Below are 23,416 nucleotides of genomic sequence, written 5' to 3'. Positions count from 1 at the left end.
ACGATTGCCGGAATTACCTGAGGTTGAAACAGTCAGAAAAACTTTGCAAAAATTGGTCATCGGCAAACAGATCGAAGATGTGACGGTCCGTTTGCCCAGAATTATCAAACGTCCGGATGACACAGAGGCCTTTCGGCGCATGTTGGCCGGGACAACCATCATCGGGATCGGCCGGCGGGGAAAGTTTTTGAAAATCGTCTGCGATCCGCTGGTGCTGGTTTCTCATCTGCGCATGGAAGGAAAGTATCGTCTGGCGGAACAAGGGGAGCCTTGCGAGAAGCATACCCATGTCATCTTTCACTTTACGGACGGTACCGAGCTCCGCTACCGGGATGTGCGGCAATTTGGCACCATGCACTTGTTTCCATACGGGGAAGAAGATGAGCAGTTGCCGTTGAAGAAACTGGGGCCGGAGCCGCTTACGGATGAGTTTCAGCTTTCCTGGTTTCAGGCGTTGCTCGCCAAACGGAAAACCAATATCAAAGCGGTTCTTTTAAATCAGGAATATATCGCGGGGCTTGGAAATATTTATGTGGACGAGTCTTTGTTCCGGGCGGCGATTCATCCGACCCGGACGGCTTCGTCATTAAAGGAAGAAGAAGTGGAACGTTTGTACCACAGCATTCAACAAACCCTGAAAGAAGCCATTGAACTGGGAGGGTCTTCCGTCCGTTCTTATTTGAACGGGGAAGGCGAAATGGGAATGTTCCAGTTGAGAATCCAGGTTTATGGCCGGAAACATGAACCTTGTCCCAAATGCGGAAGGCCGATTGAACGGATGGTTGTGGCCGGGCGGGGAACGCATGTGTGTTCCCATTGCCAACGGTGACCTCATGGATGGTTCCTTCATAAGATAGGGTAACAAATGCCTATCTTATGAGGGGGATCAGTGATGTTGCATGGTTGGTTGATCATCGCGTTGGCTTTTGCGGTCAGTTTGGACAGTTTTGGAGTGGGAACAACCTATGGGCTGAGAAAAATTCGTATCCCCCTGGTATCTACCGTCATCATTGCCGGATGCTCAGGCGCCGTGCTATACATGGGGATGTGCATGGGGAAATTTTTTTCTGCTTTGTTTTCCCCCGTATTTACCCAAGCACTCGGAGCCGTTTTATTGATCGTCCTCGGCTTGTGGATCATTTTGCAGGGGGAAAAGAATTTAAAAGAAACGAATGAGGATGAAATCCGTTCGCAGAGTCCATCCTGTTTATCGATAAAAACCTGGACCTTTCAAATCAAACGCCTTGGCTTGGTGGTCAAGGTGTTAAAAACCCCCGTGATGGCAGATATGGATAATTCCGGATCGATTTCTTCCGCCGAAGCGTTTTTGTTGGGAACGGCTTTGTCCCTGGATGCTTTTGGCGCCGGCATCGGGGCGGCGATGATGGGGTTCCCGCCTGTTCCCACAGCCTTTTTGATTGCTTTGATGAGTGCCTTGTTTTTACGGTTGGGGATGTGGATCGGGTTTTCCTGTGCCAAGAACTTAAAAAATCGTTTCTGGGCATATATGCCGGGGGTTATTTTGATTTTGCTCGGAGTGATGCGATTCATGTGAAAAGGCGGTGAAGGACGTTGTTGGTGGGATTGACGGGAAGCATCGCAACCGGAAAAAGCACGGTTTCAGAGATGTTTCGCCGAAAGGGAGCGGAAATCATCGATGCAGACCAAATTGCCCGCGAAGTGGTTGAGCCGGGAACCGAAGGGTTGGAGCGGATTGCCCGGGAATTCGGCCCCGGAATACTGGATGATGAAGGGAAACTGAATCGCGAACGGTTGGGAGCAAGAATTTTTCATAACCCTGCCGAACGGGAAAAGTTGAATCGGTTGTTGCATCCGTTGATCGTGGATTCCATGCGTGACAAAACGGAAAAAATAAAAAAAGAGAAAGATCCGGATTTGTTGATTTGGGATGTCCCGTTGCTGATTGAAGGGAATTTGACGCAATGGGTGGAAGCCGTTATTTTAGTATATACACCGAAAGAAATCCAATTGGAACGATTAATGAAACGAAACGCACTTTCCAGAGAGGAAGCGGAAAAACGGATTCTCGCACAGATGGATATCGAAGAGAAAAAGAAGCATGCCGATTATGTGATTGACAATCGGGGAACTTTGTCAGAGACGGAAAGACAGGTTGATCAGTTATGGAAACAACTAATCTCAAAAAGTGGGTAAAGCCGGCAGTGGATGCACTGCCTCCCAAGCGCACGATCATGATCGCCTTAATCCTGTTGCTGGTGTTTGTCATCGTGGCCATCCCGCTTTTTAACATGATGATCTATCCGTTGAAATATGAAGAATATATTTTTAACAGTGCGATTGAAACCAACGCCGATCCCTTTTTGATCATGGCGATTATCCGGGTGGAAACCAAGTTTCAACCGAAAAGGGAATCGCATGTCGGGGCACAGGGTTTGATGCAAATTATGCCGGATACTGCGGATTTTATCATCAAAAACGGAAACTTTTCACCAGCGTTGAAAGATTACGTGTATGACCCGGCTATCAACATACAATTGGGAAGCTGGTATATTGCTTACTTGACCGAACGGTATAAAGGAAATAAAGTGGCGGTCATGGCCGCTTACAATGCCGGTCATGGCCGTGTCGACAAATGGTTGGAGCAAGGGGTTTGGGACGGCACACGGCAAAATGTCACACAAATTCCGGAGAATTTCGGGGAGACCCGCCATTATGTGACCAGGGTCAGTTATTATTATGAGAAGTACAAACAATTGTACCAAGGGGAATTCGAGGAATACAAAAGAAAACAAGAAAAATGAATACGGTTTGAAACCTGTTCCTGTACGGGAACAGGTTTTTTTGTTTCTGCTGGTTGCAAAATGTGACATACTTATTATAATAAAAGTGAATATTAGCGTGTGACAAATGGGAAGGGGTATACCATTATGGCAGTTCGTATCGCAATTAACGGATTTGGGCGCATTGGAAGAATGGTTTTCCGCAAAGCTATGGAAGTTCCGGGAATCGAAGTGGTTGCCGTGAATGCGAGCTATCCGGCTGAAACCTTGGCGCATTTGATTAAGTATGACACAATTCACGGGTTATATCATAAAGATGTGACGGTATCCGATCACGGTTTTCGTGTCGATGGACATGAAGTCCGTCTGGTTTCCAACCGCAATCCCGAAGAGTTGCCCTGGCGCGAATTGGATATTGACATTGTAGTAGAAGCGACGGGAAAATTCCGGGACCGCGAAGGGGCGCAAAAACATTTGAACGCCGGCGCCAAAAAAGTGGTGATCACCGCTCCCGGAAAAGATGAGGATATCACGGTTGTCATGGGAGTTAATGAAAGCGATTACGATCCGGACCGGCATCACATTATTTCGAATGCATCCTGCACCACCAACGGCTTGGCACCGGTGGCCAAAGTGTTGCATGAATCGTTCGGGATTGTCCACGGGTTGATGACCACGGTTCACGCGTACACCAATGACCAGAAGAACCTGGATAATCCGCATAAAGATTTGCGCAGGGCCCGTGCTTGTGCGCAATCCATCATTCCGACCAAAACCGGGGCGGCCAAAGCATTGGGGTTGGTGATTCCCGAACTGCAAGGGAAGTTGAACGGATTTGCCCTTCGGGTTCCCACGCCGAACGTTTCGGTCATTGATTTGGTGGTGGATACGGAAAAACCGGTGACCAAAGAAGAGGTCAACCAAGCGTTGAAACATGCAGCCCAAACCCGTTTCAAAGGGATTTTGGATGTTTGTGAAGCGCCGCTGGTTTCTTCCGATTTCAACGGAAACGAACATTCATCCATTGTGGATGCCTTGTCGACCATGGTCATGGGCAACCGGCAAGTGAAAATCCTGGCCTGGTATGACAATGAGTGGGGATATTCCTGCCGTGTCGTCGACTTGGCCAAATATGTCGGGGAAAAAATGAACACGAAAGTGACAGTGTGACGGGATGAAAAGCTTGTGGAAAATGATTCTGCAAGCTTTTTCCTTTTATAGGATGTTTTTGCCGGGCGTTCGACGGATTGTTTATTTAATGAAACAAATAGAATGTATGTTCTCTATTTAGGGTTTTTCACTTTTGGGAAAATAAATTTGTAACAGCTTACAAGGTCTGATGAACGCCGCTGAAGCTGTGACATGATCCTTGAAAGGAAGGTTGAACCATGAGTGTTTATGAATATACCGCTGTAACCAATCAAGGGAAGGAACAATCTCTTGGAGAATATGAAGGGAACGTCCTGTTGATCGTCAATACGGCGAGCCGGTGCGGATTTGCCCCGCAATTCAAAGAGTTGCAAGAACTGTATGAAAAATACCACGGCCGCGGCTTCTATGTGCTGGGCTTCCCGTGCAACCAATTTGGAAACCAAGAACCGGGAACGGACGAAGAAATCCGCAATTTTTGCGAAATAAACTACCGCGTCACCTTTCCCTTGTTTCAAAAAGTGGATGTGAAGGGGGAAAATCAACATCCGCTTTTCAAATACCTGACCCAATCGGCACAAGGATTGTTAAACAAAGAGATCAAATGGAACTTCACCAAATTCCTGGTTGACCGGCAAGGAAATGTGGTCAAACGCTTTGCTCCGACCACCTCGCCCAAGAAGATTGCCCCCCGGATCGAAGCCTTGTTGGATCAGAAGTGAGTCCGGACCGGTGACAAATATGGGTTGAATCCTGTCAACAAATATTTAAAATGGAAATATGACATTTGCGCTCAGAATGAGGGTGGTTCGCACAGAGACGCAAAAGCAGACGAAGTCAGGAGGAGATGATGAAACGTTGAGATGCCCGTTTTGCGGAAATCATGGCAGCCGTGTCCTGGACTCCCGCCCGGTTCATGAAGGAAGGGCGATTCGCCGGCGCAGGGAATGCGAAAAGTGCGAACAGCGCTTCACCACTTTTGAAATGATTGAAGAACAACCGCTCATCGTGATCAAAAAAGACGGGAGCCGCGAAGAATTCAGCCGGGAAAAGCTGCTTCGCGGCCTGATTCGTGCCTGCGAAAAAAGGCCGGTTCCGTTGGCCAAGCTGGAAGACCTTGTCGTGGATATTGAAAGAAAGTTGCGTCAAGGCGGAGCGGCAGAAGTTCCGTCCAAAGAAATCGGTGAAATGGTGATGGAGCGGCTGGTTGACATTGATGAAGTTTCGTATGTGCGGTTTGCCTCGGTCTACCGGCAATTTAAAGACATCAACGTTTTTGTCAATGAATTGGAAGAACTGCTGCAACGGTCGCAAATGGCCTTTGATAAAGAAAAAAAACAAGGGTCTGAGTAAGAATTGGTGGTAAATGGGATTTGATGATCCGGCAGGCTCTTATGTTACAATGATATTCCAATGCTAGCGAATGCGAAGTGCAGAGGAGGCCAAACCATGGCTATGTTTTGGAAAGACGCGGGTTGGCGTTGCCGCACCCATCGTCCGATCCATCAAGCAGATCTCATTGGGCTGATTCATCTGTATCAACCCATTGTCGGAGCTTCTGCCATCTCATTATACATGACGCTGGCCTGTCAAGTTCCCCTTCACCGTGCCGGTGTTTCCAAGTTGTATGCTCATTCGTATTTATTGCAATTATGTTCTTTTACGTTTGATCAACTGTTGGAAGCCAGACATTTGCTGGAAGGTGTCGGACTGATCAATACGTATGAGATCGAAGAGGAAGAAGATCATGTTTATTATGAATACGAAATGCTTCCCCCACTGACGCCGGCAAAGTTTTTTCAAAGTGATATTTTAAGTGTCACGCTTTACAACTCATTGGGCAAAGAAAGGTACATTGCATTAAAAGACTGGCTGACCGGGGACACCCGTTTTCAACCTGGCCGGAAGGAAGAAAAAAAGAAAAACATCACCCGCTCGTTTCAGGATGTGTTTGACAGCATTTCGCCGGCAGAACTGGCCAAACAAGCTGAACGGGAAAAAGAAATGACCGTGCCGGTGGCCAAAATCGACGAAAGCCTGCATCAGGGAAAAAGGCCGGATTTTAAGCAGGACATTGATTTTTCCATGCTGGAGTTGCGCTTGGCGCATTTATTGGGAAAAGATGTTTGGACGGAGGATTTAAAACAAGAAATCAGAGAGCTTGGTTTTTTGTATCAGCTGGATGAATGGGCGATTTTAAAAGCGTTGCAGAATCCTTATGTGACCAGTCACGGGCAAATCCGTCTGGACCGCTTGCGTTCTTTTGTCCGAAGTGAATATTGCATGCAGTTTGGCAGCACGCCCGTGGTGGCCAAGAAGGCGGATGCGGAACAGGCAAAAGAGGAGAAAAAGATGCCGACGGATCCGGATAAGCCGCTTTCCGAAGAAGAAAAGCACATTCGGCAGTTGGCGCAAATTTCCCCCATGCAACTTTTGGCATTTTACCAGAAAGGCGGGCGAATCCCGGCCAGCGATGTGGAAATCGTGGAGTCGTTGATTCGCCATTACGGATTGCCGCCGGGGGTTGTCAATGTGCTCTTGGAATATGTCTTGTTGAAATATGATTATAAACTGCCGCGGAATTTGGTGGAAAAAATTGCGGGCCATTGGAAGCGGCTGGGGATTTCCACGGTGGAAGAGGCCGTGGAGCAGGCGAAAAAAGAAGAATGGGAAACGAAAAGGAAAAAGCAGCAGCCGCGTTCTTTCCATCCGAAAAGTCCCCGCAACAAGCCGGAAGCATTGCCCCGGACGTTGCAAATGCAAATGGAACAATCCAAACGGTCAAAATCCGAACAAGAGGCAAAAGATGAATGGGCTGACCAGCAGGAACAGATTCGCGCGAAACTTCGGTTGATGAATGAGCGCTTTGTGGCCGGCAACAAGGAGAAAAAAAACACCCCCTGAATCAACGAATGGTTGCAGGGGGTGTCAGAAGAAAAAAATTTCCTGATTCATCTTGCATGTTTGATGCTTGCATGATATAATATCATTTGTCGCCAACAATTTGTTACATAAGGTTCGGTAGCTCAGTCGGTAGAGCAGAGGACTGAAAATCCTCGTGTCGGCGGTTCGATTCCGTCCCGAACCACCATTTTTTTGCCGGGGTGGCGGAATTGGCAGACGCACAGGACTTAAAATCCTGCGGTGGGTGTACCACCGTGTCGGTTCGAGTCCGACCCTCGGCACCACAACAAAAAAAATCCTCCTGTTTTCAATGGGTGAATTCACATCGCCTGAAAACAGGAGGATTTTTTGTGCAGTATTCCCGCCCCATCCGTTTTGATTTGTGATACGATGGACATGATTGGGTTGGCGGTCGATCTGACTCTTTAGGAGGTTGAATAGATATGTCGAAGATTGATTCCATAATCGAAAGGGCGCTTGCCGGAGAACGCCTGGGGTTTGAAGACGGGCTGGCTCTGTGGGAAAGTGATGAGATAGAAAAAATGGGATGGGCAGCGGACCAGATCATGAAAAAATGGCATCCGGAGCCGATCACAACGTTTGTCATCGGTCGCAATATCAATTATACCAATATCTGTGATACGTATTGCCGGTTTTGTGCGTTTTACCGCCGGCCGGGGTCGGAAGAAGGATATGTCCTGCCGAATGAAGTGATCTTCCAAAAAATCCAGGAAACCGTGGATGTGGGCGGGACGGAAATTCTGATGCAAGGCGGCACCAATCCGGATTTGCCGTTTGAATATTATACGAATCTGTTACGGGAAATTAAAAAACGCTTTCCCGATATCACCATGCATTCTTTTTCGCCCGCTGAAATCCTGAAAATGAAAGAAGTTTCCGGCCTTTCCCTGGAAGAGGTGGTCCGCCGGTTGCATGAAGCGGGGTTGGATTCCCTGCCTGGTGGCGGAGCGGAAATCCTGGATGATGAAATTCGCCGGAAAATCAGCCGGTTGAAAGGTTCTTGGCGGGACTGGATGGATGTCATGCAAACGGCCCATCGCGTGGGGATGCATACCACGGCAACCATGGTGATCGGTTTTGGCGAAACGAATGAACACCGGGTGAATCATTTGCTCCGGATCCGGCAGGCCCAAGACGAGACGAAAGGTTTCCTCGCTTTCATCGTATGGACGTTCCAGCCGGACAACACCAATTTGAAACGGGAAAAATTGCCGCCTGAAGAATATTTGAAAGCGGTGGCGATCGCCCGTTTGATGCTGGATAATATCCCCAATCTCCAATCCTCCTGGGTAACCATGGGACCGGAAATCGGGAAAAAATCACTGCACTTCGGCTGCAATGACTTTGGAAGCACCATGATCGAAGAAAATGTGGTTTCGGCTGCCGGCACCACTCATAAAGTAAACAACCATCTCATTTTGCGCCTGATCCGGGAAGCCGGGAAAATTCCGGCGCAACGGAACACGAAATATGAGATCTTGCGTGTTTTTCAAGAGGGAGAGTATACCGAAAAGGATTTCGTGATGCAAAACTGATTGGGGTTTTGGATGCAATGGCACTCCGGTACCGGGGTGTCATTTTATAATTTAAGAAAATAAATAGATTTTACTTTATATATTTGCTATTTTAAATATGTGATCAAAAAGGTTTTCTTATGGCAAATCCTTCATTTGCCCTCAGATACAGAGAGATAGGAGGAGAGGGTTTGACAGGAAAAACACATTTTGCCATCGGCGTGGCATCGGGTGTCGGACTGGCCGTGGCCTCCGGAAATACGGATGATGTAGGAGAACTTGCTTTAACCATTGTTTTGGCGGGAATTGCTTCTTTGCTCCCGGACATCGATGAAGACGGCAGCCTGATCAACAACTTTTTGTTTCCTTCGCTGAGCAGGACCTACCGGTCATTTGCGCTGGCGGCTTTGGGATTGGTCATGATTCTGTTGTTTTTCATCAAAAGCCTGCCTCTTTGGGTGTTACTGATGGGGGTTTTTGCCGCCGGCGTCGCTTATGCCCCTCACCGGTCGGTTACCCATTCGATTCTTACCTGCGCTTATGTTACTTGGATGTTTTACACGATTCAACCGTGGATGTCCGTACCGGTGTTGGTCGGTTATTTGTCCCATCTTTTTGCAGATACGTTAACCAGTGCGGGTGTTCCTTATTTGTGGCCTTATAAAAAGAAATTTTCAATGAAAGCTTTTGGAATCAAAGTGAAAACGGGCGGGAGCGAAGAAAAATTGATCGGAAGGCTGTCCATTTTGTTGGCTGCGCTGGGGTTTGTTTATTTGATCGGACTGATTCTTTATAACGAAGTAAAAATGGCCGGATGGTTCTGAAGAGAAGGCTTGGTTTTTTGACCAAGTCTTTTTTATTTCTTGTGGGTCCTTTTGTTTTTTTGTATACCGTTATTGGTTGCAACATATATTGGTATGGAAAGTGGTTCTGAGAATATCCGTGGATGGGAGGGGAGACGGTTGAAATATCTGATTTCGTTTGATCAGAGAGATGAGCCATTTCGTTCCTGTTTGCAAGACTTGCGGGAGGGCATCCGCTCCGTCTGCCCGGTTTTTGACATGAAAGAGATGGGGATGGGAGAACGTTTTGTCATCCTCATCCGGTTGAGAAAGTGGATGGATGAGAAACAAAGGGATCGGATTGTATGGCAAGTGGGCAAAATCCTGACCCGTTACATTTGTGACCATCTGGAACCGAAATGGATCAGCAAAATGATTCAATCCAGTCACCATTATTTCACAAAGCAGGAAATCAGGAAGATTCAGCAGCAGGTGTTGGAGCAATTGGAGACCAGCGCATGGGAATGCCAACAGGTGATATACCGCAGCCGGCGGGAAAAATTGGAGAAACAAATCACCGGATTTTTGAAAGAAAATCATCACATTGCTTTGGACGGTTTTGTTTCCTTTCGCTTGAAGGCATACCGGAAAACGCTGATGGCTTGTGTGGAGGAAGCCATTCAAGCTTACCGTTTGAAAAGGCAATACCATGAATTTATTGAATTGTTGCGCATGTTCATCGAGTCCCGGCCCCCGAAAATCGGGCTGGTGCATGTCATCCATGACAACCAACAATTTCATGTGCTGAAATCGGACGGCACCCCGGTTTTGGACAAAGACCTGGAGCCGGTTTTTATGGAAATGGCCGATCAAACGGCATCCCAAAAAGATCACCTGATGAGCATTTTGTTAAGCATGACGCCGGAGCGAATCATCATTCATACCACCTGTCCGGATGAAAATGTGATCAAGACCCTGATGCAAATTTTTGAAGGAAGAGTGATGACTTGTGACGGCTGCAGCCAATGTCAGCCTTCCGCCCGGCCGTTTTTGGAAGATGCTTGACGAACCCGTGACGGAATGAGTATAATACATAACAAATTTTATCCGAAAGCAATGATGAGGACACGGGCATCTCCGACGGTTTCAGAGAGTGGGGGTCAGCGGCTGGAAGCCTCCATAACCCAATCGGAAAATGCTTACCACCTCAGAGCTGCAACAAGGAACGCATCTTGGATGCCAGTAATTGTTGCCGGGACTCGCCGTTATTGAGATGAGAGAACCTTGAACAGCCTGGTCCGGCTGTTTCAGGTTGAAAAAGGGTGGAACCGCGACGACCAGCTCGTCCCTTTATGGGAGGGGCTTTTTTTATTGAAGATGAAAAAAGGAGAGATGGAAATGAGCATCAGTGTCAAATTCCCGGACGGTTCCGTTCGTGAGTATGAATCGTCCGTCACGGTTGGGGAGATTGCCGACTCCATCAGCCGGAGCTTGTCCAAAAAGGCTGTTGCCGGCAAAATCAACGGCCAAGTGGTGGATTTGTCCAGAGAAGTGCCGGACGGTGCCGAAATCCAAGTTCTGACTTTGGAAGATGAGGAAGGCTTGGAAGTTTACCGCCACAGCACCGCTCACTTGATGGCGCAGGCGTTGAAACGATTGTATCCGGATGTGAAACTGGGGATCGGCCCGGTGATTGAAGACGGATTTTATTATGACGTGGATTTGCCGGTTCGTTTGACGCCGGAGGACCTGCCCAAGATCGAAGAAGAGATGAGAAAAATCGTCAAAGAAAATTTGCCGATTGAGCGAAAAGTCGTTTCCCGGGAGGAAGCCATCCGGATTTATGAAGAAACCGGGGATCATCTGAAATTGGAGATCATTCGTGACCTGCCGGAAGATGCAGTGATCACCATGTATCATCAAGGCGAGTTTTTTGATCTGTGCCGCGGTCCCCATTTGCCGTCCACCGGAAAGATTAAAGCGTTTAAATTATTAAGCATTGCCGGAGCTTATTGGCGCGGGGATTCGGACAACCAGATGTTGCAGAGGATTTACGGGACGGCCTGGCCGAAACAATCCCAGTTGGAGGAACATCTGAACTTCCTGGAAGAAGCGAAAAAGCGGGATCACCGGAAACTGGGAAGAGAACTCGGCTTATACATGTTCTCGGAGGAAGCCCCCGGCATGCCGTTTTATTTGCCGAACGGGATGATTTTGCGCAATGAATTGGAACAATACTCGCGTGATTTGCAAATCAAAGCCGGTTACAAAGAAGTCCGCACTCCGCTCATCATGAACCAGCGCTTGTGGGAACAATCGGGACACTGGGACCATTACAAGGAAAACATGTACTTCACCAATGTGGATGAATCCGCTTTTGCCGTCAAACCGATGAACTGTCCCGGACATATGCTGATATTTAAACATGATATCCGCTCATACCGGGATTTGCCGCTTCGCCTGGCTGAATTCGGGCAAGTGCATCGCCACGAGTTGTCGGGAGCCTTAAACGGCATGCTCCGGGTCCGGACTTTCACCCAGGATGATGCACATATCTTTGTGCGGCCGGATCAGATCGAAGAAGAAGTGACCGCCGCGCTTCAACTGGTGGATCAGATTTACAGCACTTTTGGTTTCCCCTATTCCATCGAGCTTTCCACCCGTCCCGAAGATTCAATGGGTTCGGACGAACTGTGGGAAAAAGCCGAATCCGCGCTGCAGAACGTGTTGGATAAGTCCGGCATCAAATACCGGATCAATGAGGGGGACGGTGCGTTTTACGGTCCGAAGATCGATTTCCATATCCGGGATGCTTTGAAGCGGAGCCATCAATGCGCCACCATCCAATTGGATTTCCAAATGCCCGAGAAATTTGATCTCTCCTATGTCGGGGAAGACAATGAGCGGCATCGCCCGGTGGTGATTCACCGAGCCATTTACGGATCAATTGACCGCTTTATCGGGATATTGGTCGAGCACTATGGCGGTGCTTTCCCGTTATGGCTGGCTCCGGTTCAAGCCAAGGTGATTCCGATTTCCCGCGCGTTCAATGACTACGCTGAACAAGTGACGGCCCGGTTACGGGATGCGGGAATTCGCGCGGAACTGGACGGCCGTGATGAAAAAGTGGGTTATAAAATCCGGGAAGCCCAGGTGCAAAAAGTTCCCTACATGCTGGTGATCGGTGAAAAAGAAATGAATGCCGACGCCGTGGCTGTCCGGAAGCGGACCGAAGGAGACCTCGGGGCCAAGCTGCTGGATGAAGTGATAGAACAATTGGTGTCCGAAATCAAAGAGAAAAAATGACAATGAAAAAAGCACCCCGTTTGGTGAAGGGGTGCTTTTTTTAATAATAAGGGGAAATCATCAAATACACCAGCACGCCGGTGATGCTGACATACAGCCAAATCGGCATGGTCCAGCGTGCGATTTTCCGGTGCCTTTCCACCTGCATCTTCAGGCCGCGAACCATCGTGAAAAGGGCCAGAAACACGGTGGGGGCGGCCAGAACGATATGGGTGATCAAGATGAAGTAATATATGATTTTGATCCACCCTTCGCCGCCGTAAGAAGTGGAAGGCGCCAACGAATGATAAACCAGATAAGTGATCAAAAAAAGAGCAGTCGAACCAAAGGCGGCAAAGATAAAACGACGGTGCATGCGTATATTTTTTTTCTTGATGAAATATAATGCGGTAATGAGGAACACCGTCGTAAAGCTGTTGAAAATCGCGTTTAACATGGGCAAAAACGTTAAATCCACATGATCGAACCCTTGGTATTTCGGCATGAAAAAGAGGACGACGATGATGGCATTGATGATGATGGTCAATGCGACGATCCATGCTGTGGTCTTCTTTTCGTCCGCCGGAATTTGCCTGGTTTGGTCAGCCATGGTTTCACCCTTTCATTGCAATGAACTCAACTTCAGTATACATTTTTTTACTGACAAACTCCTGTAAAAAAGGTGACAAAACGGACAAAACTTTTCCCTTTATTTTCCGTTTGACGGATCCCGGAGAAAAGAATATATTCAAAGTGGCCGTTTTGAAATCGTGCGTCACGTTTGACACGGGTTTTATTTCTGTGATAGTATATTTTTGTCATGCAAGAAGAAGCGCCCGCTTCTCACCTGGTCAACGCGGAGTTGGCAGGTTCTGATGCAACTGATTTTCCTGTTGGATATTGGAAGCAAAGTGTGGGCGTTTTCTGCGCTTACACTTTTTTATTTTTCAATTTTTTTCCGGAGGTGGCAGGTATCAGCAAGGAACATCAGCACCAAGTCAATGAGTCGATTCGTGCTCGGGAAGTTCGCCTGATCGGTGTTGACGGTACGCAATTGGGAATCAAACCCATCCGTGAGGCTTTGCAGCTTGCACAAGAAGCCAATCTCGATCTCGTGAATGTTGCCCCGCAGGCAAAACCGCCGGTTTGCCGTATCATGGATTACGGAAAGTACCGTTACGAACAAAGCAAACGCGAAAAAGAAGCACGCAAGAATCAAAAAACGATTCAAATCAAAGAGGTGCGCCTCAGCCCGACGATTGAAGAGAACGACATCAAAACCAAATTAAGCAATGTGAAAAAATTCCTTAAAAAAGGAAACAAAGTGAAGTTGACCATTCGATTCCGCGGCCGGGAAATCACTCACCAGGAATTGGGACGCAGTATTTTGGACCGGATGGCAAAGGAAGTGGAAGACCTTTCGGAAATCGAACGGGCTCCGAAATTGGAAGGCCGTCAGATGATCATGATTTTAGCACCGAAACAGTAGAAGGAGGACAATGTTATGCCAAAAATGAAAACCAAAAAAGCTGCGGCAAAGCGCTTTAAGAAAACCGGAACCGGCAAAGTGAAACGCTCCCATGCGTATACAAGCCACTTGTTTGAGGCAAAAAGCCCGAAGCGCAAACGCAAATTGCGTAAAAGTGCAATCATGCACTCCGGTGATGAAAAACGGATCAGACAGTTGATTTCCTATCTGTAAGAAACGCCTAAAGAAAGAGACTTCAGGAGGGATTTATTGTGGCAAGAGTGAAAGGTGGTACCGTGACGCGTGCACGTCGCAAAAAGGTACTGAAATTGGCTAGAGGTTATTTTGGTTCCAAACATGCGTTGTTCCGTACGGCAAAACAACAAGTCATGAAATCGTTGATGTATGCATACCGTGACCGCCGTCAACGTAAGCGTGACTTCCGTAAATTGTGGATTACACGCATTAATGCGGCCGCACGCATGAACGGCATTTCTTATAACAAATTTATCCATGGCCTGAAAGTGGCAGGCGTGGACATCAACCGAAAAGTTCTTGCGGAATTGGCCGTGACAGACCAAAAAGCGTTTGCTGAATTGGTTAATGTTGCCAAAAACGCAAAATAACGGACTGATCGATGGAGAAACCCCCGGATGCCGGGGGTTTTTTTAAATGACTTTATGCAACAGGGAAAGCAAGGTTTTCAACTCTTCCGTGGACAAGTTTTCAAACTTTTTCCGAAAGTATTCTGATTTTTGGTCGGCAAGTTTTTGAATCATCTCCTTGCCTTGATCCGTCAGGTGAAGTTCGACCACGCGTTTGTCCAATTGCGACCGTTGCCGGTACACCAGATTTTTTTTCTCCAACTGATCCGCCACATGGGTGATGTGGCTGACGGACACATCAAATTCCTGGGCCAGTGCTGTGATGATTTGAGGGCTTTTATGGAGCTTTTTGAGCACGCCGAATTCAGCCCCGTTAATTTGATCTCCCCAAATTTCCGTTAAATCTTTACGGATTTGTCGTAAAATGAGGCGAAACACTTGTTCCAATTCCATTGACATTTCAATTCTGTCCAACATCACTTTCTCCTTCATGGGATTCCCCATTTTGTTTTATGAAGTGAAATATTAGTCATGATTATAAACCATTCTCTTTCAATTTTACAACATAAATTTCTGTTGTTTTTGTTTTTTGGTCCCTTTTTTAGTCGTGACATCCGTCCCGTTTTGTTATAAACTGATATGAAAAATCAAAAAAGGGGGAGAACAATGCGAAGTGACAAAATTAAAAAAGGGATCGACCGGGCGCCGCACCGCGCATTGTTGCGGGCAGCCGGATTGAAAGATGAAGATTTTGACAAGCCTTTTATCGGCATATGCAATTCATTTGTTGAAATCATTCCGGGGCATATGCATTTAAATAGATTTGCCGAAGTGGTGAAAGAAGCCGTCCGGGAGGCGGGCGGAGTTCCTTTTGAATTTAATGCGATCGGTGTGGACGATGGTATTGCCATGGGGCATATCGGCATGCGCTATTCGTTGCCCAGCCGGGAGATCATTGCCGATTCGGTGGAGACGGTGGCGTTGGCCCATTGGTTTGACGGGCTTATTTGTATTCCCAATTGTGACAAAATTACGCCCGGCATGATGATGGGGGCTTTGAGGGTGAATATCCCGACCATTTTCGTCAGCGGCGGACCGATGCGGGCCGGGGTGACACCGCAGGGAGAAAAAGTGGATCTGGTTTCGGTTTTTGAAGGAGTAGGGGCTTATCACGCCGGGAAAATGGACGAACGGGAATTGCAAACGTTGGAACAGTTTGGGTGTCCAAGCTGCGGGTCTTGTTCCGGTATGTTTACGGCCAATTCGATGAACTGTCTGGCGGAAGCACTGGGATTGGCTTTGCCGGGAAACGGAAGCATCCTTGCCGGTACGGAGGAACGAAATGAATTGGCGAGAAAAGCGGCCCGCCAAATTCTCCGTTTAATCGAAGCGGACCTGAAGCCGCGGGATATTGTTACCAAGGAATCGGTGGATAATGCACTGGTGTTGGATATGGCCATGGGAGGTTCCACCAATACGATTCTTCACACCATGGCGATTGCATACGAAGCAGGAATCGATTATCCACTGAAGTCCATCAATGAACTTTCGAAAAAAGTCCCATACTTATGTAAAGTCAGCCCGGCGGGAAATTGGCACATGGAAGATGTGGACCGGGCGGGAGGCATTTCGGCCATTCTCCATGAGTTGAGTAAAATCGGGGGGTTGCTGAATCTGGATCGACCGACGGTGACCTTGAAAACACTGGGTGAAAATATTGCAGAAACGGAAGTGAAAGACCGCGCGGTCATCAAATCGGTTGACAAGCCATACAGTGAAACGGGAGGACTGCAGATTTTATACGGGAACCTCGCCCCCGACGGTGCAGTGATTAAAACCGGGGCGGTGGATCCTTCGATTCGCCGGTTTAAGGGAAAAGCCATTGTGTTTGATTCCCAGGATTCGGCCATTGCCGGAATTGCCATGGGAAAAGTGAAGTCCGGACATGTTGTCGTCATCCGGTATGAAGGCCCCAAAGGCGGCCCGGGAATGCCGGAAATGTTGTCGCCGACTTCCGCCATCATGGGAATGGGGCTCGGAAAAGAGGTGGCGTTGATCACCGACGGCCGTTTTTCCGGGGCGACGAGGGGAATTTGCATCGGTCATATTTCTCCCGAGGCGGCAGAAGGAGGCCCCATTGGATGGGTCGAGCCGGGAGACGAAATTGAAATCGATTTGGATAAGGGAACGCTTCAGCTTTTGGTTTCCGATGAGGAGATGAAAAAAAGGAAAGCGGCATGGAAAGCACCTTCCATCGAAGTGGAGGGACGTTTTTTAAGACGTTACGCCCATATGGTGACTTCCGCCAATACCGGGGCTGTTTTAAAAAAAGTATAGGAATTTTTAACGGTTGAATCACTTTCTGAAAAAAGAGGTGATTCAACTTATTTAAAAAATTTGCAAACGATTACAAATTTGTAATGAATTTTCCCGGAAAAACCGGTTGACACCCTGTGAAGAGGGTGATTATAATAGCATCTAAATAGTCGAAATTGTAATTCTTAAAAAACTTCACCGCTGATGTCTCCTAAATTTCTGCCGTTTTTCAAGCGGCTGTTTTAAAACAACAACAAGCCTGATAATTCAGTATATTGAGACGATGAAGAGGAATGAACATAAGCGAGTGCGTTACAGAGAGTCCGGATTTTGCTGAGACCGGAACCATGAGCTTATGATTCTCTCACCTCGGAGTCGGGTGGCCAAAGATGCAATGTGCTTGCATCGAGTAGTACATTCCCGGTTGTCCCGTTATCGACAGGGTACAGGCCATGGTGTTTTGTCTGTACCCATTGAGACCGGCTTTGCGAAAAGTCGGTAAAATTGGGTGGTACCACGAACCTGATTCGTCCCAATGACGGCATGCACTTGTCGTGTGGGGTGAATCGGGTTTTTTTATTTACATCCGAAAAGGAGGAACAAGCGTTGGCTCCCCAAGTGGAAACCAGAACGACGGAGGCAGTTGAGTCAGAAGCAGAGAAGAGGGAGGAACTGACTGGATCCGAGATTTTGCTTCGCAGTTTGATCCGGGAAGGAGTAGAGGTGATATTCGGTTATCCGGGCGGAGCAGTACTGCCGATCTATGACACGTTATATCACGAAAAAGTTCAACATCTGCTCGCTCGCCACGAGCAAGGAGCCATTCATGCCGCGGACGGATACGCGCGAGCAACCGGAAAGCCCGGGGTGGTCATTGCCACTTCGGGACCGGGAGCAACCAACCTTGTCACAGGCATTGCAACAGCCATGATGGATTCCGTCCCTTTGGTTTGTATCACAGGGAATGTGGCCCAGGATTTGCTGGGGACGGATGCTTTCCAAGAAGCAGACATCACGGGAATCACGATGCCGATCACCAAGCATAACTATTTGGTCCGGGATGTTTCCCAGTTGCCGAGGATTGTGAAAGAGGCGTTCAAAATTGCCACAACGGGGCGTCCCGGACCGGTGTTGATTGACATTCCGAAGGATGTTTCCAATGCGAAAACAACGCTTTCCTATCCGGAAGAAGTCCACATCCCCGGGTTAAAAATTCCGGAAGAGCCTGAGCAAGCCCGGATTGAACAACTTTACGACGCCATTTCCAAAGCCGAAAAACCATTGATTTTGGCAGGAGGAGGCGTGGTCACATCCGGTGCGGCCGACGAGCTGAGGGAGTTAGCCGAGCAATCGGAGATCCCGGTGACCACAACCTTGATGGGAATCGGGGGATTTCCCGGCACCCATCCGTATTGGCTGGGGATGCCGGGGATGCATGGAACGTACACCGCCAATCACGCTTTGTTGGAGTGTGATTTGCTGATCGGCATCGGCGTCCGTTTTGATGACCGGGTCACCATGGGGCGCATCGACACATTTGCAAAACGGGCCAAAATCGTGCATATCGACATCGATCCGGCGGAGATCGGAAAAAATGTGGAGACTTGGATCCCGCTGGTCGGAGATGTCAAAACCGTTTTGCAAAAGGTGAACCGAAACGTGCCGCGGAGCAATTCAAAAGCGTGGATGGAGAAGTTGGATTTTTGGAAGAAAGAATATCCGTTAACTTACCGCGACGACGGCTGTTCATTAAAGCCCCAGTGGGTGATTGAAGAAATCTACCGCTCGACCAAAGGGGAAGCGATCATAACCACGGATGTGGGACAACACCAAATGTGGGTCGCACAGTTTTACCGGTTCCACCATCCCCGCTCGCTGTTAAGTTCCGGCGGTCTTGGCACGATGGGATTCGGTTTTCCGGCAGCCATCGGGGCCCAATTGGGAGTGCCGGACCGCCCGGTGATCGCCGTGACAGGGGACGGGGGATTTCAAATGACCGCCCAAGAACTGGCGCTTCTTCCTCTTTTGAATCTTCCGGTGAAAATCGCCATCATCAACAACCAGTGTTTGGGGATGGTCCGGCAATGGCAGGAAGTGTTTTATGAGCAACGTTATTGTGACGTTGATCTTTCAGGCGGTCCGGATTTTGTCAAACTGGCGGATGCCTACGGAGTCAAGGCCTGGCGGGCTAAAAACAGGGAAGAAGCCGTCTCCGCCTGGAATGAGGCCCTGAATCATCCCGGACCGGCGTTGGTCGATTTCTGGGTCGAACCGGATGAAAATGTTTATCCGATGGTGGCTCCGGGATCGAGTCTGGATGAGATGGTGATGGGAGATGAGTTGAGATGAGAAGAGTTTTATCCGTGTTGGTCAACAATCAACCCAGGGTCTTGGCGCGGGTGGCCAGTATGATCGGGCAGAGGAACTTCAACATTGAAAGCATCAGTGTGGGGGAGACTGAGAATCCGGCCTACTCCCGCATGGTGATCGTCACCAGGGGAAACCCGTCGACCATCGCGCAAATTTCAAAACAATTAAACAAATTGATCGACGTGATCCAGGTGGAACAGTTGGAAAAAGACCAGTCGGTTGAACGGGAGCTTCTCCTGATCAAGGTGGCGGCACCGCCGTCGGTCAGAGCCGAGATCACCGGAGTGATCGAACCCTTTCGGGCAAACATCGTGGATGTCGGTCAAAAATCGCTGGTGATCCAGGTGACGGGTGACCCGCTCAAACTGGAAGCCATGATTGAACTGCTTCGTCCCTACGGGATTCAGGAAGTGGCCCGAACCGGAGTGACGGCGATTTCCAGAGGCAGTGTGTCTGAAAACAAAATGGTTTCACTTTAATTAAGGAGGAATGGAACAATGGCGAAAATGTATTATGAGCAAGATGCGGATTTGTCTTTGTTGCAAGGGAAAACGGTTGCGGTGATTGGATACGGAAGCCAAGGGCATGCCCAGGCACAAAACTTGCGGGACAGCGGAGTGAACGTGGTGATCGGACTCCGGAAGGGGAAATCTTGGGAACAGGCGGCCGCGGACGGATTTGAAGTGCTGGAGGTGGATGAAGCCGTCAAACGTGCCGATGTTGTGCAAGTGCTGATTCCCGACGAGCTTCAGAAAAAGGTGTATGAAGAACAGATTGCCCCTTATTTGCAACCGGGAAATGTATTGATGTTCTCACACGGATTCAATATTCATTTTAAACAAATTGTTCCGCCCGAAAAGGTGGATGTCATCCTGGTTGCCCCCAAATCGCCGGGCCATCTGTTAAGAAGAGTTTTTGAAGAAGGATTTGGTGTTCCGTCCCTGATCGCGGTTTATCAGGATGCAAGCGGAAGAGCCAAAGACATGGCCTTGGCTTACTGTAAAGGCATCGGTTCCACCAAAGCCGGCGTGATTGAAACCACCTTCAAGGAAGAAACCGAAACCGACCTGTTCGGGGAACAAGCCGTTTTGTGCGGCGGGGTCAGCCGCCTGGTCCAAAGCGGGTTCGAAACCCTGGTGGAAGCCGGATACCAACCGGAAATCGCCTATTTCGAATGTTTGCATGAATTGAAATTGATTGTCGATTTGATGTATGAAGGCGGCTTGAGCCAGATGCGCTACTCGGTCAGTGACACGGCTGAGTTCGGCGATTATGTCAGCGGAAAACGGGTGGTTGCAGAACCCAGCCGGGAAGCCATGAAAGAAATTTTAAAAGAAATTCAAGACGGTACCTTTGCCCGCCGGTGGATCCAAGAGAACGAGAATGGACGAAAAGAGTTTGCAGAGTTGAGAAGAGCCGGGAAAGAGCATCCGATTGAGCAAGTGGGGAGTCAGTTGAGAAAGTTGATGGTCTGGACGAAAGCTGAGCCTGTGAAACAATAGAGTTTAAAGGAGAGGAAGCGGGTATGCGTACAGTCATGATTTTTGACACGACATTGCGCGATGGAGAACAGTCACCGGGTGTCAATTTGAGCACCCGGGAGAAAGTGGAGATTGCGATTCAGTTGGAAAAGTTAGGGGTGAATGTGATTGAAGCCGGATTTGCCGCTTCCTCCAAAGGAGATCTGAATGCTGTCAAAGAAGTGGCACAAGTGGTGAAAAATGCGTCTGTCTGCAGTTTGTCCCGGGCGGTGAAAAGGGACATCGACTTTGCAAAGGAAGCGTTACAAGCGGCGGAATCCCCATATCTCCATCTATTTCTGGCAACCTCTCCAATCCATCGGGAATACAAGTTGCAGATGGATAAAGAACAGGTGAAAACCAGGATCCGTGAAGCGATCACCTATGCAAAAAAGTATTTTTCACAGATTGAGTTCTCGGCAGAAGATGCGGGAAGAACCGAAATCGACTTTTTGTGCGAAGTGGTTGACACTGCCATCTCAGCCGGGGCCACGGTGATTAACCTGCCGGACACGGTCGGTTATCTGACGCCGCAAGAATATGCGGATATGTTCCGCGAAGTGATCAACCGGGTGCCGCGGGTGGATCAAGTGCGGTTGAGCGCGCACTGCCATGATGATTTGGGGATGGCGGTGGCCAACAGTCTGGCAGCGATTGAGGCCGGTGTGTCCCAAGTGGAATGCACCATCAACGGGATCGGTGAAAGGGCGGGAAATGCAGCTTTGGAGGAAATCGCCATGGCTGTGAAAACAAGAGAAGATTATTACCGCGTGCAAACGACACTCAATTTAAAAGAAATTCACCGCACCAGCCGGATGGTAAGCAAATTGACCGGCATGCCGGTTCCGGGAAACAAAGCGGTGGTGGGAACCAATGCGTTTGCCCATGAGTCGGGCATTCATCAGGATGGCATGCTGAAACACCGCGAAACTTATGAAATCATGACTCCGGAAAGCGTCGGGTTAAATGAAAGCCGTCTGGTGTTGGGCAAACATTCCGGCCGCCATGCCTTCAAAACGAAGATGGTGGAATTGGGGTTTGAGCTGAAAGAGGAGCAAGTCAATCCGTTGTTTGAACGCTTTAAAGAGTTGGCCGACCGCAAAAAAGAAATCACCGATGATGATTTGATTGCATTGGTGGAAGAAAAACTGGTGCATGCACAGGACTTTTATGTGATGGAATCATTGCAGGTCACCTGCGGCAATCCGTCTCTTCCGACGGCAAGCATTAAGATCAAAAGAGAAAGTGATGGCAAAACCTTCTTTGAAGCGGCCTGCGGGAACGGGTCGGTGGATGCCATCTTTAAAGCCATTGACCGGGTTGCACAGGAGAGAGTGTCTTTGGAGGATTATCGGATCCATTCAGTGACGCAAGGAAAAGATGCGCTGGGTGAAGTGAGTGTTCAGTTGAGACAAGGCGAGCTTTATGTCAGAGGCAGAGGTGTGAGCACAGACGTGCTGGAGGCCAGTGCCCGGGCGTACCTGGATGCGATCAACCGTCTGATTCGTCGCAAAGGAGATTATCCTGCCGAGAAAACAGCAGTGACGACAGTATAAAGGAGTGGACAGAGATGAGCGGAGCAAAGAAAAAAGTGGCTGTATTGCCGGGAGACGGAATCGGTCCGGAGATTGTGGAAGAGGCTGTGAAGGTTTTGTATCAAGTGGAACGGATGTATGGTTGCGCCTTTGAATTTCAATACAGCTTGGTGGGGGGGACGGCCATCGACCGGGTGGGCACTCCCCTCCCCGATGAAACGTTGCAATTATGCAAAGCATCAGATGCGGTTTTGCTCGGGGCGGTCGGGGGACCCCAATGGGACCGGTATCCGGCTGAACTGCGTCCGGAAAAGGCTTTGCTGGCACTGAGAAAAGAACTCGGTTTGTTTTCCAATTTGCGTCCGGTCATGGCGTTTGAAGGATTAAACACAAATTCCTCTTTGCGGTTCGATGTGGTGAAAGACGTGGATCTCATTGTGGTTCGCGAATTGACCGGCGGCATTTATTTTGGAGAGAAGACCCGTTCGCAAACGTTACAGGGCGAAGTGGCCACTGACCTGCTGGTGTATCATGAATACGAAATTGAACGAATTGTACGGCAAGCATTTGAAATTGCCAGAAAGCGGGGGAAAAAAGTGACATCCGTGGATAAAGCCAATGTGTTGGAAAGTTCCCGGTTATGGCGGGAGGTGACCGAAAAAGTGGCGGAAGAATACCCGGATGTCACCTTGGAACACATGCTGGTGGACAATTGCGCCATGCAATTAATTCTGCGCCCGTCTTCTTTTGATGTGCTGGTGACTGAAAACATGTTTGGCGATATTTTAAGTGATGAATCCGCCATTCTTTCCGGTTCCATCGGTTTGTTGCCGTCGGCCAGCCTGGGTGAAGATTCCTTTGGTTTGTATGAACCGGTTCATGGTTCCGCCCCCGACATTGCCGGACAGGGAGTGGCCAATCCGGCGGCGACGATATTGTCTGCTGCATTGATGTTGAAATTTTCATTTGGTTTCCACCAAGCGGCTGAGGCAGTGGAGCAGGCCGTGCGAACGGTTCTTGCTAACGGGTACCTGACGCCGGATTTGGCAAAACCGGATACGATGGCGGTGGATACGGAGGAATTTGGAGATTTGGTCGTGGAAGAACTGAAGCGGTGTTCTCCGGTGTTGTCCCAAGCGAATTAAAGAAGATGAAAGTGAAAAAAGCCGGCATTGCCGGCTTTTT

General features: G+C 48.7%; 23 protein-coding genes, 2 tRNA genes and 1 other annotated feature. Of the genes, 23 read left to right on the top strand and 2 right to left on the bottom strand.

Annotation, left to right across the window (positions count from 1 at the left end; translation table 11 throughout):
• The first annotated feature begins 4 nt into the window (after nucleotides 1-4).
• The 14 genes from mutM (at nucleotide 5) to thrS (ending at nucleotide 12,438) form a co-directional block, all read left to right on the top strand.
• A complete protein-coding gene (mutM, locus tag NYE37_RS11060; RefSeq protein ID WP_037993430.1) occupies nucleotides 5-829 on the top strand; it encodes a DNA-formamidopyrimidine glycosylase in 825 nt (274 codons plus the stop codon).
• 63 nt (nucleotides 830-892) lie between these two features.
• Nucleotides 893-1,555, top strand: a complete 663-nt coding sequence (ytaF, locus tag NYE37_RS11055) for a sporulation membrane protein YtaF (RefSeq protein WP_037993427.1) — start codon at nucleotides 893-895, stop codon at nucleotides 1,553-1,555.
• A gap of 23 nt (nucleotides 1,556-1,578) precedes the next feature.
• A complete protein-coding gene (coaE, locus tag NYE37_RS11050) occupies nucleotides 1,579-2,175 on the top strand; it encodes a dephospho-CoA kinase (RefSeq protein ID WP_309485138.1) in 597 nt (198 codons plus the stop codon).
• Complete coding sequence (locus NYE37_RS11045) at nucleotides 2,145-2,783, top strand: lytic transglycosylase domain-containing protein (RefSeq protein ID WP_049719793.1); 639 nt, start codon at nucleotides 2,145-2,147, stop codon at nucleotides 2,781-2,783. The genes coaE and NYE37_RS11045 overlap by 31 nt, the downstream gene beginning before the upstream one ends.
• 126 nt (nucleotides 2,784-2,909) lie before the next feature.
• On the top strand, nucleotides 2,910-3,932 hold the full coding sequence (locus NYE37_RS11040; protein WP_037993424.1) for a glyceraldehyde-3-phosphate dehydrogenase: 1,023 nt from the start codon (nucleotides 2,910-2,912) through the stop codon (nucleotides 3,930-3,932).
• A 218-nt stretch (nucleotides 3,933-4,150) separates the two neighbouring features.
• Entirely contained in the window at nucleotides 4,151-4,633 is a 483-nt protein-coding gene (locus NYE37_RS11035) for a glutathione peroxidase (RefSeq protein ID WP_236533526.1), read from the top strand.
• Nucleotides 4,634-4,769: 136 nt separating this feature from the next.
• Nucleotides 4,770-5,264 carry a transcriptional regulator NrdR gene (gene nrdR / locus NYE37_RS11030; protein WP_037993421.1) on the top strand — a complete coding sequence of 165 codons (495 nt, stop codon included), beginning with the start codon at nucleotides 4,770-4,772 and terminating at the stop codon, nucleotides 5,262-5,264.
• 96 nt (nucleotides 5,265-5,360) lie between these two features.
• Nucleotides 5,361-6,815, top strand: coding sequence for a replication initiation and membrane attachment family protein (locus NYE37_RS11025; RefSeq protein WP_037993419.1), 1,455 nt, complete (start codon nucleotides 5,361-5,363; stop codon nucleotides 6,813-6,815).
• A 111-nt stretch (nucleotides 6,816-6,926) separates the two neighbouring features.
• A tRNA-Phe gene (locus tag NYE37_RS11020) sits at nucleotides 6,927-7,002 on the top strand.
• A 7-nt stretch (nucleotides 7,003-7,009) separates the two neighbouring features.
• Nucleotides 7,010-7,099: transfer RNA gene (locus NYE37_RS11015), tRNA-Leu, on the top strand.
• A gap of 159 nt (nucleotides 7,100-7,258) precedes the next feature.
• A complete protein-coding gene (gene mqnC, locus NYE37_RS11010) occupies nucleotides 7,259-8,371 on the top strand; it encodes a cyclic dehypoxanthinyl futalosine synthase (protein WP_037993418.1) in 1,113 nt (370 codons plus the stop codon).
• Between the two features lie 170 nt (nucleotides 8,372-8,541).
• Nucleotides 8,542-9,174 carry a metal-dependent hydrolase gene (locus NYE37_RS11005; protein WP_049719795.1) on the top strand — a complete coding sequence of 211 codons (633 nt, stop codon included), beginning with the start codon at nucleotides 8,542-8,544 and terminating at the stop codon, nucleotides 9,172-9,174.
• Between the two features lie 138 nt (nucleotides 9,175-9,312).
• Nucleotides 9,313-10,197, top strand: coding sequence for a putative sporulation protein YtxC (ytxC, locus tag NYE37_RS11000; protein WP_049719796.1), 885 nt, complete (start codon nucleotides 9,313-9,315; stop codon nucleotides 10,195-10,197).
• A gap of 333 nt (nucleotides 10,198-10,530) precedes the next feature.
• Nucleotides 10,531-12,438 (top strand): threonine--tRNA ligase, encoded by a 1,908-nt coding sequence (gene thrS, locus NYE37_RS10995; protein ID WP_175413204.1) that lies wholly within the window; start codon nucleotides 10,531-10,533, stop codon nucleotides 12,436-12,438.
• Nucleotides 12,439-12,478: 40 nt separating this feature from the next.
• Here the strand turns inward: thrS and NYE37_RS10990 are convergent, their stop codons facing one another.
• A complete protein-coding gene (locus tag NYE37_RS10990; protein WP_037993416.1) occupies nucleotides 12,479-13,027 on the bottom strand; it encodes a DUF420 domain-containing protein in 549 nt (182 codons plus the stop codon).
• Nucleotides 13,028-13,235: 208 nt separating this feature from the next.
• Nucleotides 13,236-13,365 (top strand) — a sequence feature (ribosomal protein L20 leader region).
• A gap of 16 nt (nucleotides 13,366-13,381) precedes the next feature.
• On the opposite strand from NYE37_RS10990, the gene infC reads away from it, so the two are divergent.
• From infC to rplT, 3 genes are read left to right on the top strand one after another with little or no spacing between them, the layout of a single operon-like run.
• Nucleotides 13,382-13,906: a translation initiation factor IF-3 gene (infC, locus tag NYE37_RS10985; RefSeq protein ID WP_181732024.1), complete on the top strand. Its 525-nt coding sequence runs from the start codon at nucleotides 13,382-13,384 to the stop codon at nucleotides 13,904-13,906.
• A gap of 15 nt (nucleotides 13,907-13,921) precedes the next feature.
• Complete coding sequence (gene rpmI, locus NYE37_RS10980; protein WP_037993415.1) at nucleotides 13,922-14,119, top strand: 50S ribosomal protein L35; 198 nt, start codon at nucleotides 13,922-13,924, stop codon at nucleotides 14,117-14,119.
• Nucleotides 14,120-14,157: 38 nt separating this feature from the next.
• Complete coding sequence (rplT, locus tag NYE37_RS10975; RefSeq protein ID WP_037993413.1) at nucleotides 14,158-14,511, top strand: 50S ribosomal protein L20; 354 nt, start codon at nucleotides 14,158-14,160, stop codon at nucleotides 14,509-14,511.
• 42 nt (nucleotides 14,512-14,553) lie between these two features.
• On the opposite strand, the gene NYE37_RS10970 is transcribed toward rplT, so the two are convergent.
• A complete protein-coding gene (locus NYE37_RS10970) occupies nucleotides 14,554-14,964 on the bottom strand; it encodes a MarR family winged helix-turn-helix transcriptional regulator (RefSeq protein WP_165489704.1) in 411 nt (136 codons plus the stop codon).
• A gap of 192 nt (nucleotides 14,965-15,156) precedes the next feature.
• Between NYE37_RS10970 and ilvD the strand changes: the two genes are divergently transcribed.
• The 6 genes from ilvD to leuB all read left to right on the top strand — a co-directional run bounded on the left by ilvD (nucleotide 15,157) and on the right by leuB (nucleotide 23,376).
• Nucleotides 15,157-16,827: a dihydroxy-acid dehydratase gene (gene ilvD / locus NYE37_RS10965; RefSeq protein WP_340712024.1), complete on the top strand. Its 1,671-nt coding sequence runs from the start codon at nucleotides 15,157-15,159 to the stop codon at nucleotides 16,825-16,827.
• Between the two features lie 522 nt (nucleotides 16,828-17,349).
• A complete protein-coding gene (gene ilvB, locus NYE37_RS10960; protein WP_082240557.1) occupies nucleotides 17,350-19,155 on the top strand; it encodes a biosynthetic-type acetolactate synthase large subunit in 1,806 nt (601 codons plus the stop codon).
• Nucleotides 19,152-19,655 carry an acetolactate synthase small subunit gene (gene ilvN / locus NYE37_RS10955; RefSeq protein WP_037993408.1) on the top strand — a complete coding sequence of 168 codons (504 nt, stop codon included), beginning with the start codon at nucleotides 19,152-19,154 and terminating at the stop codon, nucleotides 19,653-19,655. The genes ilvB and ilvN overlap by 4 nt, the downstream gene beginning before the upstream one ends.
• A gap of 18 nt (nucleotides 19,656-19,673) precedes the next feature.
• The gene (gene ilvC, locus NYE37_RS10950; protein ID WP_062842877.1) at nucleotides 19,674-20,678 is read left to right on the top strand and encodes a ketol-acid reductoisomerase; all 1,005 of its coding nucleotides are present in this window, start codon (nucleotides 19,674-19,676) and stop codon (nucleotides 20,676-20,678) included.
• A 23-nt stretch (nucleotides 20,679-20,701) separates the two neighbouring features.
• Nucleotides 20,702-22,252 carry a 2-isopropylmalate synthase gene (locus tag NYE37_RS10945; protein WP_037993404.1) on the top strand — a complete coding sequence of 517 codons (1,551 nt, stop codon included), beginning with the start codon at nucleotides 20,702-20,704 and terminating at the stop codon, nucleotides 22,250-22,252.
• A gap of 14 nt (nucleotides 22,253-22,266) precedes the next feature.
• Nucleotides 22,267-23,376 (top strand): 3-isopropylmalate dehydrogenase, encoded by a 1,110-nt coding sequence (gene leuB, locus NYE37_RS10940; RefSeq protein ID WP_037993402.1) that lies wholly within the window; start codon nucleotides 22,267-22,269, stop codon nucleotides 23,374-23,376.
• Nucleotides 23,377-23,416: the final 40 nt, after the last annotated feature.

The sequence above is a fragment of the Thermoactinomyces sp. FSL K6-2592 genome (assembly GCF_038006465.1).
Taxonomy (GTDB): domain Bacteria; phylum Bacillota; class Bacilli; order Thermoactinomycetales; family Thermoactinomycetaceae; genus Thermoactinomyces; species Thermoactinomyces vulgaris.
The sequence above is the reverse complement of the archived record's forward strand: the minus strand, read 5'-3'. Positions and strand labels throughout refer to the sequence as shown.